Origin of the sequence: Hyalangium ruber, from assembly GCF_034259325.1 — a bacterium.
GTDB classification, from domain to species: Bacteria; Myxococcota; Myxococcia; order Myxococcales; family Myxococcaceae; genus Hyalangium_A; species Hyalangium_A rubrum.
Window position 1 is genome coordinate 292,637 of the sequence record NZ_JAXIVS010000015.1, and the last position, 13,647, is coordinate 306,283.

The window sequence follows — 13,647 nt, forward strand, 5'->3', positions numbered from 1 at the left end:
CGACCCACGTGATCTCGGTCAAAGAACTGCGAGCGCTCGGCGCATCCCTCCCGGCGGGGACGTTCCGCCGCCAGCTCGGGCCCTTCGCCCTCATCCAGCGCCCGCCCAGCGAGTCCTCCTCGGCGGTGCTGGCCCCCACCCGCGTGGCGGATACGGGGACGATCGAGCTGGGCATGCTCTCGCTGCTGTTCGAGTTCGAGAACCTGCTCGTCGCCACGCTGCCGCCGCTGAAGGAGACGGACGCGCTCACCATCGGGCGGCTGCCGGACTGCGACGTGGTGCTGGAGGACTCCTCGGTGTCCAAGATGCACGCGCAGCTGCGCTGGAGCGAGGCCGACCGCCGCTGCACGGTGAAGGACCTGGGCTCGCGCAACGGCACGTTCCTCAACGGCGCCACCCTTGGGGACCGCGAGGTGACGCTGCGGGACGGGGACATCCTGAGCTTCGGCTACGTGCAGTTCTGGTTCCTGCTCACGGAGACGCTGTACGCCCGGCTGCGGAACCCACCCGGCGGGATGGGCTCTCACAGCGGGTAGGCCGGCTCAGGGACCCGGCGTGAACGTGAGCGCCCGGCGCATCGTGGAGCGGATGCTGCTGGGGGGCGTGAGCGCGAAGATCCGATTCCGCACCCAGCGCGCGGCGGCGTTCTCCCACTGGGCCACCCCACCGAGGCGACGGGACCGGACCACGAAGTCATTGGCGCGCGGCACCCGCAGGGCCTCGTAGCGCGACAGGGCCGTGGGCAGCTCCGCCTCGCGGGCCAGGCAGCGCGCCAGCACCACCGCGTCCTCCACCGCCTGTCCGCCACCCTGCCCCATGTTCGGAGTCATCGGGTGCGCAGCGTCCCCCAGCAGCACCACGCGCCCGCGTGACCAGTGCGGCACCGGGGGCCGATCGAGGATGTCGGTGCGCACGATCGCGGCCGCCTGCGTGTTCTCGATGAGGGCGCGGATGGGCGCGTGCCAGTCCGAGAAGCGCGAGAGGAGCTCGGTGCGCGAGTCCGGAGCATCGATTCCGCCCTGGGGCGCGTTGGCGGTGGCGAACCAGTAGGTACGCCCGCCATCGATGGGCACGATGCCGAAGCGGGCCCCGCGCCCCCAGCTCTCGGAGGTGGCGGACGGGTCCGCGATGCCGGGCACCTCGCACACCCCGCGCCAGCTCGTGTAACCCGCGTACCGGGGCTCGCCATCGTTCAACAGTTGGGCACGCACCACGGAGCGCAGGCCGTCGGCGCCCACCAGCAGATCGCCCTGGACCTCGGAGCCATCGGAGAGCCGGACGAAGAGGCCGCCGGGCTCGTCGCGGAAGCTCACCACCTTCACCCCGAGGGTGAGCGACTCGGAGCCCAGCGCCTCCTGAAGCGTCTCCTGGAGCCGGGCCCGGTGGATGGCGATCATCGGCGCGCCGAGCTCCTCGGCCATCTCGCCCACCAGCATCGTCCCCAACGTGCGGCCCTGCTGATCCTGGATGGAGCCGCGCTGCATGACATGGCCGGCCGCGGCGACAGCCGCATCGACTCCGATCGTCCGGAACGCGAGCATCGCGTTGGCCTGCATGGTGATGCCGGCGCCGATGGGGCGCAGGGTCGCGGCACGCTCGAAGACCCGGACGGAGAAGCCTGCCCGGCGCAGGGCGACCCCCAACGTGAGACCTCCGATGCCCGCGCCCGCGATGAGAATCGTCCGGTTCGTATCCATGTCCAGAGGTGTAGACCTTGGGACCTCCACTGACAATGGACAAGGCGCGTCACTCGGACCCGTTGTCGGTGAAGCGTCGATGGGGTTTCCTTCGGAGGATGAGAACCCCGAGCTTCGTCCTCGCCCGCGCTCCCGTCTGGCTCCTGGTGGTGCTGCTGGCCGCCGCGTGCGGCAAGCCCGAGGAGATGACCGTCATCCAGGAGGGCGTGGAGCTGCGAGAGACCGCCCACGTCGACGCGGCGGTGGCGGAGAAGCTGCCGCTGGGGGCGCGGGTCACCCTGCATGCGCCTCACTTCTGGGAGGACTCGGAGTGGCACCGCATCGAGACGAAGGCGGGCCCTCGCTGGACGAAGCTGGAGGGGCTGGCCCCCTACCCGCTCCGAGGAGAGACGCGGTTCGTTCGGGTGGAGGAGCTGCCAGTCCGCGCGACGCGGGAGTCCTCGGGTCGCCTCCTCGAGACGGTGCTGAAGCTGGGGGACGAGGTGCAGTTGCTGGCCGCGGAGCCACCGGGTGAACAGGACTACCGGGGCGTCATTCGCGGCGGGCTGCTGCTGGGCTACGTGGACGGGTTCGGGCTCGGCGCGGAGAAGCCCACGACGCGCAACCTCCTGGAGACCGCGAAGGAGTACCTCCGGCAGGGGGACATGGCGCGCACGAAGGCGCTGGCCCGGGCCGCCGCGACGATGGCCGAGGGCACCGGCAGGAGCGGCGCGCTCGTCCAGGCGCTGGAGCAAGCGGAGACGGAGCCGTCCGCGCTGCTGGACGAGCTGACCAGCTTTGGAGAGAAGGCGTATGGCGACACCCCGCCGGCCAAGGGTGCCGTGGGCTACGTCGTCCCCTACCGGGCCTCGCTCCGGGAGGGTCCGGACCTGCGCGATCCCATCATCACCGTGCTCCCGGTGGAGGCGGCCGTGGAGGTGCAGGTGCTCCAGGGAGAGTGGGCACAGGTGGCGCTCATCGCGAAGCAGACGCCGTGGATGTCGGTCGATCTGGGGGACCTCGCCCAGGTCCAGGCGGGAGACACGGCGGAGCTCTCCTCGGCCCAGCGAGGCGCCCGCGCCCGAGGCTACCTGCAGCTCACCTCGATCCAGGCCAAGCGCCTGAGCCCAGCCGAGCACCTCGCCAAGGTGAACGCCCTGTCCCGAGAGGAGCACGAGGAGCAACGGCTGGAGCTGCTCAAGCGGGCGCTGGTGATCGCCGAAGCGAAGGATGTGTCCCAGATCGCCCCGGCGCTGATCGACGAGGCCTTCCAGTCCGAGCGCTACCGCCTGGCGGTCGCCGCGGCCGTCCGCATGAAGGAGCCAGAGCGGGCCCAGGACGCCCCGGACAAGGGTTGGCGGATCGAGACGGTCACCAGCATCTACGGGTGCTCGGGGCCTCCCCTGGAGGCGCAGGTCGAGCGGGTGGACTTCGAGCCGGACAACGACTACCCCAAGCCCGCTGGCAGTGTCTGCGCGCTGGTCACGGGGTTCTCCTCCCCCTGTGACGTGTGCCTGTCGGACCTGGCCGAGTACGACGATGAGGAGCGTCAGCGCGTTCTGAAGGACAAGGTGGGCGTCGACAACGCCCTCAGCACCCACGAGGACGTCATCACCCGTCACCTCAAGGCCACCACGAACCTGGAGGATGCCTACCCCCGGCCGTCACGGATGAAGGTGACGGTGCGCACGGCCGCCGGCGCCCCGCCCGGCCGCCTCTTCCTCTTCGAGCTGCCGCTGGAGGTGGATCGCTACCAGCCCAAGCTGGCGATCTCTCCCTCCTTCAAGGAAGCCCGCGTGTCCGAGGTGGCGCTGTTGGACTCCGCGGCCCAGGGCAAGTGGGAGTACTGGATGAGCACCCTGCAGTGGGAAGACGTGGCCCACGGCGCGGTGTTCGCTCCAGAGCCGAAGGCGGCCCGGAAGGCGGTGCAGGACTTCGCGCGTGCCCTCAAGGCCAACCCTGCGGAGGTGCGCTCCCGGAACGAGTCGGCGGGCGTGGTGTACGCGGTCCACGTCTCGGAGCACTGCGGCAGGTGCCCCGGCCGTCGCGAGTGAGCCGAGGCTAGGCGGCCGCTCCCGCCTCGAAGCTGGCGGCGAGGGACTCCAGGGCCTCGGTGCGGGTCACCGCCAGCCGAGCGGTGGCTCGGGTGATGGGGACGGTGGCGGCGGGAGACTGGCTCCGCAGGAAGTCCTGCGCGGACATCGTCCCCTGGAAGAAGCGCTGGGAGTGGTCCATCCACCGGGGGATGGCGGCCTCACCGAACCGCCGGTAGAGGAACGAGGCGGCCGGAGAGGCGCGCAGGTCGAAGGACGTCTCGCTCGCCCGCCCGAAGGCGAGCACGGCGCGCAAGGTCGGGTCCTGGTCCTGCGCGATGTCCTCGGCGGGAGGCAGATAGTGCTCGAGCCGCTTGCTGGTCCCGGAGGGCTTGGGCAGCCCGCCCGTGAAGAGCTCGAGCGGCGCATCGCCTCCCGTGGCGATGGCCAGCGCCTCCAGGATCGCCACCGGGTAGAGCTTGGTGCGCAGGTAGCGCACGGAGAAGTCCAGGTTGCGCGCGGTGGCCTCCAGGAGCTGCTGGTGCTCCTCGGGAGGCGGCTCACCCTGGTACTGGGGGAAGACCCGGGCGGGGGTGAGCGAGCTGAGGAAGCCCTCCATCTTGTGGAGGGCGATGCGGTACTCCCGGATCGAATAGACATCCGGCGTCCGGAGCGCGGGGTTCGTCTCCGGCAGCAGCTTCCAGGTGTTGTCGAGGAAGCGCGCGGGATCCGGATCAGCGAAGTTCTGCACGTCCCGGAAAGAGACGTGGAGCGCCCGGCGAACGGCCGCGTGGATCTCCTGCTCGTCCAGCCCGAGCGAGAAGCGGGCGTTGGCGCTCCGCATCCGGTCCGCCATGTTCTGGAAGGGCGAGCGGCCCTGCGCATCCAGGCCCCGGAAGGCAATGGTGCCCTCGATGCAGGCGACGATCTCGGCGATCGCGAACAGCGGCAGCCGGGGGGCCAGCTCCCGGGCGGCCACCAGCGCGCTCAGCAGCTCATTGAGCCCGCTGAAGGGAGACAGGCGCGCTCCGGGCTGGACACCGAAGAGCTCATGAACGAGCTGGGCGGGCACATCGTCCTCGGCCAGCGGCTTGAGCACGTACACGTTCGGCCCGGGCTCGGCGTACGCGCCCACCACGTTGTTGATGCGGGAGGACATGCCCTGATCCACCTGCACGTAGACGATGTCGTGAAACAGGCCGGCCAGGGCCTCGATGGCATCGGTCGTCTGGGTGAGATCGAAGACATGGTCGTGGGTGTGGAAGAGGCGCGCGCGGCCGGCCATGGCCTCGTCCACGATGACGCTCCAGCGCTCGACCTCGGCGGGCGGAGCCGGGTGCCCCAAGTCGCGCAGAGCTCCAGCGAAGGTGTGGATGATGCGGTGGATGGGGGCGAGCTCTTCGCCTTCGGCACGGCTGTACATACCCCCACTATAGTCTCCAAGGCTGATCAACGGTCCTTTGCGGCCGCAATCTGGAGGGCGCCGTGCCAAAGCTTGTATACCGGGGAATACTCCTGCTGATGCTCGGTGGGGGCGGCGGCGTCCTGGCCCAGCAGCGGCCCACCTCCTCCGAGCGCTTCGTCACGGCGGCCCGGGAGGTGCTCGGTGTACCCTATGACTTCGGCGGCCGGCTCCGGGAAGCGGAGGACGGCATCGACTGCCAGGGCGTGCTCTTCTACGCGGCGGAGCGTGTCGGACAGTGCGGCTGGAAGTCTTTCTCCGTAATGCCCACGCAGTCCGTCCCGGACGGAGAGCTGGGAGTGAGCGTGGAAGGCCTGTCGCCCGTGGCCTCCTCGGAGTTGGAGCTCTCGAAGCTCCAGCCGGGGGACGTGCTGCTGCTGGTCGGCCATGGCCGGAATCCGGCGGAGCCCTCCATCGGCATGCTGAAGGGCCAGCCGGTGTGGGTCTGGCACACCGGGCTCTACAGCGGCGGGGGCAAGTGGATCGTCGGGGACCACTTCGCGGGCCAGGTGGTGGAGGTGGACCTGAAGCAGTACCTGGCCGAGCACGCGGACAGCTATGTCGGGCTGTGGGTGACCCGGATGGCCGAGGGCCCCCGCCCGAAGCGCTGCCGCAAGCACGCTCCCATGAAGCTCACCCCGGCCCACCGAACGGCGAGGTGAAGCCGAGCACCCCGCGCGGCGCCCGGTTCACCGTGCGGTCGAAACGTGAATCCGCGGCAGGCGCTGGGCCCAGGGGCGGGCCCGCTCGAGCTGCCCGGCCAGGCGGAACAGCGTGGCCTCGTCGCCCCAGCGCCCGGCGAACTGGGTCCCCACCGGCATTCCCTCGGCGCTCCAGTGGAGCGGCACGTTCATGGCGGGCTGGCCCGTCACGTTGAACAGGCCCGTGAACGCGCAGTACGAGAAGGTGCGAGAGGCCCACTCCTGAGCGGTCGTCGGCTCGTTCGCCTTCAGCACACCCAGCCGGTACGGCGCGAAGGGCATCGTAGGGGTGAGCAGGACGTCATGCTCCACGAAGAAGCTGGCCACCGCGCGCGTGACGCGGTTCACGATCGCGAAGGCCCGCTGCATCTCCAGGGACTTGAGGCCCAGGCCATGCTGCAAGGTGGCCCAGTTGGCGGCCTCGAGTGTATCGGGCCCTGGCTTCCGGCCCGTCATGCCGGCGAGTCCAAATGCCCAGCCCGCCAGCCCGGAGCTCCAGATGGCCAGCAACGCTTCCTCCATGACCTCGTGGACGTAATCCGGCCGCGCCTCGACCACTTCGTGGCCCAGGTCCTGGCACAGCCGCGCCACATCCTCCACCGCGGCCACGCACTCGGGGCTGACCGCGACTCGGGACGCGGGTGAGGCGCGGGTGAAGGCGATGCGCAGGCGCCCGGGCTCCCGCTTCACCTCTTCCAGATAGGGCCGCTCCGGAGGAGCGATGTGGAACGGGGCGCCCACATCAGGCCCCATCGTGGCATCCAGCATGGCGGCGCTGTCGCGCACCGTCCGAGACAGGATGTGCTCCACGCCCATGCCGTTGAGCGGCTCCCCGACATCGGGCCCGGAGGGAGTCCGGCCCCGAGTCGGCTTCAAGCCAAAGAGGCCGCACAGGGAGGCGGGGATGCGAATGGAGCCGCCCCCGTCATTCGCATAGGCCAGGGGCACCATGCCGGAGCTCACGGCCGCCGCCGAACCGCCGCTCGAGCCGCCCGGGCTGTACTCCGGGTTCCACGGGTTCTGCGTGGCACCGTGCAGCACGGGCTCGGTGGTGGCGTTGAAGCCCAGCTCTGGCGTGTTGGTCCGCCCCAGCGGGACGAGGCCCGCCTTGCGGTAGCGCCCCATGAGCGCGGTGTCATGCGGCAGCACCAGCCCCTGGAACAGCCGGCTGCCGGAGTCCGAGGGGATTCCGGCCGCGTGCATCACCAGATCCTTGAACAGGAAGGGCAGCCCGGTGAAGGGGCCCTCGGGCAGGCCACGCTCCAGCGTGGTACGCGCCTCCTTCTCCAGCACATCGATGACGGCGTTGAGGGAGGGGTTCACCGCCTGGATGGCGGCCAGGGCGATCTCGACCAGCTCCTGGGGCTTTACTTCCCTTCGGCGGACGAGCTCCGCCAGGCCGAGACCATCGAACTTCGCGTACTCGCTCAAGTGCATGGCAAAGCTCCTCTATGGCAGCACGGTAATACGGCCCTGCGCCGGCGGAGTCAGCGGGTTGTGGGAGCGCAGATAGGCCTCGAGCACGTTGGTATCCACGTCACCGGTGAGCAGATCCTTGCCCTCGGTGAAGACCAGGTAGTCGTCGCCACCGGAGGCCATGAAGTTGTTCACCGTGACGCGGTACTCCGCGTCCGGGCGGATGGGCGTGCCATGGAGGGTGATGGACGCCGGGTCGATCTTCTGCCCCACCGGCGCCGACTCGCTCCAGGCGTAGGTGAAGCCCTCGGACACCTGCATCACGAGCCGGGTCGTTCCTCGGAACTGCTGCTCCAGCACCCGCTCGATCTGCGCGCCCGTGAGCGTCATCGTCACCATGTTGTTGGCGAAGGGCTGCACGGTGAAGACCTCGCTGTAGGTGATGTCGCCGACGTTGATGTCGGCGCGCACGCCGCCCGGGTTCTGGAGGGCGATGACCGCGTTGCCCACCTGCGGGCCGCTCGTGGCCGCGAGCATGGCGTCCGCGACGACTCTGCCCATCGAGTAGTCACCGCCCTGGCCCGGCGGGAGCGGGCGAGGGGGGAGCTTCAGCTCGACCGGGGTGTTGCCGATGACGCGGTTGGCCAGGGGCGCGGCCCTGCTGACGTAGTCACTCACGAACGTGTCCACCTGGGGAGTCGCGGTGTCGCGGGTAACGATGACGTTGCGCGCGGTGGCCTCCACCACGTCCCGGGTGGTGGGATCCAGCACCAGATCGATGTCGGTCACGAGGCGCCCATGGCTGGCGGCGCTGGTGACGCGCTTGCCGTCGATGACGCAGTTGTACGCCTGGTGGGTGTGACCGGAGACGACCACGTCCACCGCGTCATCGAACCGCTCGGTGAGCTCCACGATGGGGCCGGAGATGCCCGGGCACGCGTCATACGCGCCCGTCGGCATGCCGCCCTCGTGCAGGACGACCACGATGGCCTCCACGCCCTGAGCCTTGAGGTCGGGGACCAGGGCGTTGACGGTGTCCGCCTCGTCCTGGAAGGTGAGGCCACCGATACCGGCCGGGTTGACGATCTTCGAGGTGCCCTCGAGCGTCATCCCGATGAAGGCGACCTTCACACCCTCGAACTCCTTGATCTCGTAGGGAGGAAGGAGCGTCTCCTTCGTGGCCACGTTCTTGAAGACGTTGGCCGACAGGAACTTGAACTTCGCGCCGGTGAAGGTCGTGGCGCCCTGGCACCCGTCGGCGTGGCAACCGCCGTTCTGCATGCGCAGCAGCTCGGCCTGGCCATCATCGAACTCGTGGTTGCCCACGCCGTTGATGTCCAGACCGATCAGGTTCATCAACTCGATGGTGGGCTCGTCGTGGAAGATGCCCGAGACCAACGGCGAGGCGCCGATCAGATCTCCCGCGGAGACGACCACCGTGTTCGGGTTCTCCTCCCGCAGCTTGGAGATGTGGTGGGCGAGGTAGGTCGCGCCGCCCGCGTTGACGTCGACGGTTCCGACGCCACCGTCGGTGGTCGTGCTCGGGACCGTGATGCGCCCGTTGCTGCCGGAGGGAGCCTCCAGGTTGCCGTGAAAGTCATTGATGGCCAGCACCTGGACGCGGACGGGCTCACGCGGCTTCGCTTCATCCCCACAGCTCACGTGGGACAAGAACAGGGAGCCGACGACGCCCGCCCCAAGGAACTTGAAAGCCATGGGGCGCTTCAACGCACGCAGAATGACGAAAGGAGAAGGAATCATGGGCGCGCAGGGAAATACCTGAAAACCGCTGCGCGCGGAACCACTCGGGAGCGCTAGCGATCGCCCCAGGCGAGACCGACACCCAGGGTGAAAGCGACGCCGTGTCTCCAGGCCGCGTCGGGAGGCTTCATGCCCTGGTAGAGCAGCTCGGTGCTCAGCGTGAGCGCGCTCCCCGGAGCCGCGTGCAGGCGCAGCCCGAGCGGCACGCCAACACGGCGCTGTCCCTCCCACGAGACGAGACCCACGCCCACGGCGGCGCGAAGGTCCAGGCCCAGCGGATAGCCGGGACGCGCGGTCCACAGCGGAGGCGAGAGCACCGCCAGAGCCCAACCTCCTGGGCGAAGCGATGCCTCGGAGCCCCCCACCCCGCGCTTCCAGTCCACGGACAGCATCAGCGCGTGCGGCAACGGAAGCTCCGCGCGAAGGCCAAGCACGGGAGCCATGCCCCGCGAGTCCTGGGAGAGGCCCCCCAGGAACTGGAGGGACAGCGCTGGCGCGGGCCGGAACCCACGCAGCGCCACGGAGGTGTCCGCCGAGGCCGCCTCCTCGAACCTCGCGCTCGCCCACTCGAGGAAGGCGCGGGTATAGGCGACGGCGCCCGAGATGCGCGCGTCCATGAACGCAGCGTAGCCGGCCGGGTCCACGTCACACATGCGCCCGTTCCAGGACACCCGGGCCCGGCCGAACGCATTGCCCACCTTGGCGCCATAGCCACCGAACACGCCGGGCCCAGGCGTCTCGGGCTCGGACCAGAAGGCGCTCCAGGGGATGGCGCCTCCCGACACGGTCAGGAACTCGCCGCGCACGGCGGCCAGGGTCTCCCGCGCGAGCGCCCGCTGCGCCTCATCTCCGGAGAGCGGCGCCACCTCGCGACGCGAGACACGGGCGAGGGAAGCGCTGACGCCATACCGCTCGAAGCGATCGCCCAGGCCATGATTCACCGGCACCACGTGGGGGGGAGAGGCCATGTCCTGCACGTGGTGGGCGAGGTGACCGGCGCGATCGAAGGCGCGGGCCATGTCTCCATGGCGGGCGGCCTCGAGCGCCTCCCCCCACAACTCCCGAACGCGCGAGTCCGAGGCCCGACGCACGGCGGTGTCGAGCGAGCCCTCGGGGGAATAGAAGTGGTGCCAGCCGGTCCACTTCACGTGGAGGTTGAGATCCTCGGCCGTGGCGCCATGCACCACCGCACTCCGGTACCGCGCGAGCAGGGGGTGCGCCGCGGAGCCTGACGCCGAGTCGATCGCCGCCTCGGTGAGGCGCTGATGGTCGCCCACCGAGAAGGCGCCCGCGCGCAGCGGAACTCCCAGGCTCAGGAGCAGCACGGCGGCAAAGCGAGCGAGCATCACCCAACGCATGATGACGCCAACGCTTCAGGAAGCAGGCTTCACTCGCCACGAATCAAGCTCGGCGGCCCACCGGACGGGCGTCCAGGGGCCTGGGCGTCACGAGATGCGGGGCCGAGAAGGCGGCCCTCCCTTGCGCCGGGAGATGGTGATCGAGGTCCAGATGAAGGCCCCCACGGCGATGGCGATGGCCACCACCCAGTACCAGAACAGCGGGCTGCGGGTGACCGCCTGCTCGGGGAGATTGGGTCCCTGACCGGCCTGGGCCAGGGCCAGCAGTGGCGTGAGAAGGCAGAACAGGAAGGCTGGCATCGTTCGCATGGTCGTCCTCATCTGCGAGGAACGTTGGCATCCCCCCTACCCTGCACAAGCCGGGTTAGCTTTGGGTGCATGCTGACCGAAGTGCAGGCAGGGCCCTACACCGTCCGAGGCATCTCGGTGGGCGGGGTGTACACGTCGCTGCAGGTGCCGGAGCTGGGCGTGGTGCTCGACGTGGGGGTGCCGCTGCGGAGCTTCGCCACGACGGACCACGTCTTCCTGAGCCACGGCCACTCGGACCACGCCAGCGCCCTGGGGGCGCTGCTGGGAATTCGCGGGCTGGTAGGCAAGCACACGCCCGCTCGCGTGTTCCTGCCCGCGGAGATCGAGTCGGCGGTCCAGGAGGCGCAAGCGGCGCTCTGCCGGCTTCACCGCTCGGCGATCTCCTTCCAGACCATCCCCATGCTCCCGGGCGAGACCCTCAAAGTCTACAAGGACCTCTGGGTGCGCGCCTTCCGGACGCACCACGCGGGCCCCTCGCTGGGCTACCAGTTCCTGCGCCGCATCACGAAGCTCAAGCCCGAGCACCAGGGCCTGCCCGGAGAGGAGCTCGCCCGCCTGCGCCGCGAGGGAGCGCCGGGCATCTTCGAGGAGATCGAGCGGCGCGAGCTGGCCTATGCCACCGACACCCTGTCGAAGGTGCTGGAGACGGCGCCGGAGATCCTCGACAGCCGGGTACTGATCCTCGAGTGTACCTACCTCGATCAGTCCCGGACGGTGGAGGAGACCCAGGAGCGCCTACACGTCCACCTGGACGAGATCATCGCTCGGGCGGACCGGTTCCAGAACGAGGCCCTGGTGTTGATGCACTTCAGCCAGGCCTACCCGCCCACGGCGGTACACGACATCATCCGCCAGCGTGTGCCGCCCGCGCTGCTGGAGCGGGTCCGCGTCTTCGCTCCGGACACCAGCCGCTGGTTCGGCTGAAGCCAATGCACCCGGGGTGCATTGAAGCCCACCTGGAGGGTCGGTACCCTCTGGCCCCATGGCTCAACCTGCCCAACCGCTCTCCTCCCCTCCCCCCTCCCCGCATCTGGTGGGAATGCCCCAGGACCCCGAGGGGCCGCGCTTCCGCTTCCTGCCGCCGGTGGGCTCGTGGAAGTTCCACCTGCTGCTGAGCGCGGTGGCCATTTTCATCCTCGGGCCGCTGGGAGGCGTGGCATCGGCGTACATGAACTTCAGCCTGGGCTTCTTCGTGGGAGGCCAGGTGCTGGCGGGCATCCTCGGCAGCGCCGTCACGTACGGGTACGGGCCCGAGGGCAAGCACGGCGCCAACTACATGCAGACGATGGCCGCCTCGGTGGCCTCGCTGTGCGCCATGAGCGCGCTGATCCAGGCCATGGTGTGGCTGGGCATGCCGATGCCGGAGACCTGGAAGCTGATGCTCTTCATGGCGTGCATCGGCATGTTCGGCGTGGGCGTGGGCATGCTCTACACGCCGCTGCTGGTGGACAAGCTGCAGCTCGAATACCCCTCGGGCTACGCGGTGGCCAACATCCTGCGGGCACTGACGGACAAGCGCCTCTTGAAGGTCTCGATCGCCAAGCTGGGTGGCGGCACGGGGCTGGGCGCGGCGGTGGCGTGGCTCACCGAGCACGTGGAGGCGGTGGCTCGACTCGCCACGAGCGCCTCGACCTTCGGCGCGGGCATGGTGGTGGGCAGCCGCGTCACCGTCCCCGCCATCCTCGGAGGCCTGGCGGGCCTGGGGTTGGCGCCCTACCTGCGGGAGATCGGCTGGCTGGGGCCGAATGATCCCTTCCGGAAGACGGGCTTCCTCATCGCGCTGGCGATGATCTGCGGCGCGGCGCTGGTGGACATCTCGCTGCTGGCGGTGAAGGCGGTGGCACGCATCCGCGCTCGCGCCGGGGCGGCGGAGGTGGACACGGAGCCAGCCTGGAAGAAGGTCAACGTCCCGCGGCTGATCGCGTGGGTGGGGTTCTGGGGCGCGGCGGTGGTGGTGGTGGCCACGCAGGTGCTGGATCAGCCGATCGGCTTCGTGCTCTTCGGGCTGGGGCTGTCGCTGTTGTTCGTGTTGATCAACGGCATCTCGCTGGGCATCACCGACCAGAACCCCATCTCGAGCGCGTTCGTCATCTCCGTGCTGCTGATGTCGCTGCTGGGGCTGACGGAGCCGCTGGTGGGGATGATGGTCTCCAGCATCCTGCTGGTCGCCACGGCGGTGGGCTGCGACATGCAGCAGGACCGCTCGACGGGTTGGCGGCTGGGGACGAACCGGTTGCTGCAGTTCCGCTATCAGGTGATCGGCATCCTGATGGGAGCGGTGTTGTGCGTGGGGCTGGCGAAGCTGTTCATGACGGCGTACCCGGTGCTGACGGTGAACCTCTTCGACAACCCGGAGGCGAAGCAGGGCCAGTGGAGCTCGGCGATGACGTACAAGCTCGTGGGAGCCGTCAAGGACATCGGGCACCTGTCGGGCTACAAGGTGAAGGCGATCCTCATTGGCCTGAGCATCGGCTTCGTCATCGAGGTGCTGCGCAAGGTGGTGCGCGGCAACGCCCGCTACCAGCGCTACGTGCAGGGCTCGCGCAAGGGCTTCGTGCTGGGTTGGACGATGGACGCGGTGGTGCTGGCGAGCCCGTACGCCACGTCCTTCGGTGGCTTCGTGGATCTGCCGGTGTCGCTGTGGTTTGGCGCGGGCGGCATCCTCACCTCGGTGTGGAACACGATGGGGGCCAGGGCCGCCGCACCGAAGGAAGGGTCAACGGAGCTCCCGTCGGACATGAGCACCACCTCGCTCATTGGTGGTGGCCTCATCGCGGGCGAGTCGCTCTACTTCCTCATCGTGGGCATCATCGGACTGCTGGCACTGCTAGGCTAGGCGCCACCCGCGACACACGGGGCCCCACGCGGCCCTGAGGGGGGGCATCCTTGCGAAAACGGCGAACCCCAGGCGGAGGACGCCTCCCGGGAGGG

At 69.5% G+C, this 13,647-nt stretch carries 11 protein-coding genes; 5 read left to right on the forward strand and 6 right to left on the reverse strand.

Features of this window, described 5'->3' with window-relative positions; all coding sequences use genetic code 11:
- Window positions 1-8 precede the first annotated feature (8 nt).
- Window positions 9-536, forward strand: coding sequence for an FHA domain-containing protein (locus SYV04_RS35245; RefSeq protein WP_321550401.1), 528 nt, complete (start codon window positions 9-11; stop codon window positions 534-536).
- Window positions 537-542: 6 nt separating this feature from the next.
- Here the strand turns inward: SYV04_RS35245 and SYV04_RS35250 are convergent, their stop codons facing one another.
- Entirely contained in the window at window positions 543-1,697 is a 1,155-nt protein-coding gene (locus tag SYV04_RS35250; protein ID WP_321550402.1) for an FAD-dependent monooxygenase, read from the reverse strand.
- Window positions 1,698-1,795: 98 nt separating this feature from the next.
- Here SYV04_RS35250 and SYV04_RS35255 point away from each other — a divergent pair, with 98 nt between their 5' ends.
- Window positions 1,796-3,730: an SH3 domain-containing protein gene (locus SYV04_RS35255; protein WP_321550403.1), complete on the forward strand. Its 1,935-nt coding sequence runs from the start codon at window positions 1,796-1,798 to the stop codon at window positions 3,728-3,730.
- Between the two features lie 7 nt (window positions 3,731-3,737).
- Here the strand turns inward: SYV04_RS35255 and SYV04_RS35260 are convergent, their stop codons facing one another.
- Window positions 3,738-5,132, reverse strand: coding sequence for a hypothetical protein (locus SYV04_RS35260; protein WP_321550404.1), 1,395 nt, complete (start codon window positions 5,130-5,132; stop codon window positions 3,738-3,740).
- A gap of 62 nt (window positions 5,133-5,194) precedes the next feature.
- Between SYV04_RS35260 and SYV04_RS35265 the strand changes: the two genes are divergently transcribed.
- Window positions 5,195-5,833, forward strand: a complete 639-nt coding sequence (locus SYV04_RS35265; RefSeq protein WP_321550405.1) for an NlpC/P60 family protein — start codon at window positions 5,195-5,197, stop codon at window positions 5,831-5,833.
- A gap of 27 nt (window positions 5,834-5,860) precedes the next feature.
- Here SYV04_RS35265 and SYV04_RS35270 read toward each other — a convergent pair whose 3' ends face one another.
- The 4 genes from SYV04_RS35270 to SYV04_RS35285 form a co-directional block, all read right to left on the reverse strand.
- Window positions 5,861-7,309, reverse strand: a complete 1,449-nt coding sequence (locus SYV04_RS35270; RefSeq protein ID WP_321550406.1) for an amidase — start codon at window positions 7,307-7,309, stop codon at window positions 5,861-5,863.
- 12 nt (window positions 7,310-7,321) lie between these two features.
- A complete protein-coding gene (locus SYV04_RS35275) occupies window positions 7,322-9,004 on the reverse strand; it encodes a bifunctional metallophosphatase/5'-nucleotidase (RefSeq protein WP_321550407.1) in 1,683 nt (560 codons plus the stop codon).
- A gap of 98 nt (window positions 9,005-9,102) precedes the next feature.
- Window positions 9,103-10,395 (reverse strand): phospholipase C/P1 nuclease family protein, encoded by a 1,293-nt coding sequence (locus SYV04_RS35280; RefSeq protein ID WP_321550408.1) that lies wholly within the window; start codon window positions 10,393-10,395, stop codon window positions 9,103-9,105.
- Between the two features lie 99 nt (window positions 10,396-10,494).
- Window positions 10,495-10,716 (reverse strand): hypothetical protein, encoded by a 222-nt coding sequence (locus SYV04_RS35285; RefSeq protein ID WP_321550409.1) that lies wholly within the window; start codon window positions 10,714-10,716, stop codon window positions 10,495-10,497.
- A 69-nt stretch (window positions 10,717-10,785) separates the two neighbouring features.
- Between SYV04_RS35285 and SYV04_RS35290 the strand changes: the two genes are divergently transcribed.
- Both SYV04_RS35290 and SYV04_RS35295 read left to right on the forward strand, forming a co-directional pair.
- Entirely contained in the window at window positions 10,786-11,640 is an 855-nt protein-coding gene (locus SYV04_RS35290; protein ID WP_321550410.1) for an MBL fold metallo-hydrolase, read from the forward strand.
- Window positions 11,641-11,755: 115 nt separating this feature from the next.
- Window positions 11,756-13,552, forward strand: coding sequence for an OPT/YSL family transporter (locus SYV04_RS35295; RefSeq protein ID WP_321550411.1), 1,797 nt, complete (start codon window positions 11,756-11,758; stop codon window positions 13,550-13,552).
- The last annotated feature ends 95 nt before the right edge of the window (window positions 13,553-13,647 follow it).

Coding starts and splice junctions, on each gene's coding strand:
- SYV04_RS35250 (WP_321550402.1), bottom strand. CDS start 1,697: ATGGATACGAACCGGACGATTCTCATCGCGGGCGCGGGCATCGGAGGT.
- SYV04_RS35255 (WP_321550403.1), top strand. CDS start 1,796: ATGAGAACCCCGAGCTTCGTCCTCGCCCGCGCTCCCGTCTGGCTCCTG.
- SYV04_RS35260 (WP_321550404.1), bottom strand. CDS start 5,132: ATGTACAGCCGTGCCGAAGGCGAAGAGCTCGCCCCCATCCACCGCATC.
- SYV04_RS35270 (WP_321550406.1), bottom strand. CDS start 7,309: ATGCACTTGAGCGAGTACGCGAAGTTCGATGGTCTCGGCCTGGCGGAG.
- SYV04_RS35275 (WP_321550407.1), bottom strand. CDS start 9,004: ATGGCTTTCAAGTTCCTTGGGGCGGGCGTCGTCGGCTCCCTGTTCTTG.
- SYV04_RS35280 (WP_321550408.1), bottom strand. CDS start 10,395: ATGCTCGCTCGCTTTGCCGCCGTGCTGCTCCTGAGCCTGGGAGTTCCG.
- SYV04_RS35285 (WP_321550409.1), bottom strand. CDS start 10,716: ATGCGAACGATGCCAGCCTTCCTGTTCTGCCTTCTCACGCCACTGCTG.
- SYV04_RS35290 (WP_321550410.1), top strand. CDS start 10,786: ATGCTGACCGAAGTGCAGGCAGGGCCCTACACCGTCCGAGGCATCTCG.
- SYV04_RS35295 (WP_321550411.1), top strand. CDS start 11,756: ATGCCCCAGGACCCCGAGGGGCCGCGCTTCCGCTTCCTGCCGCCGGTG.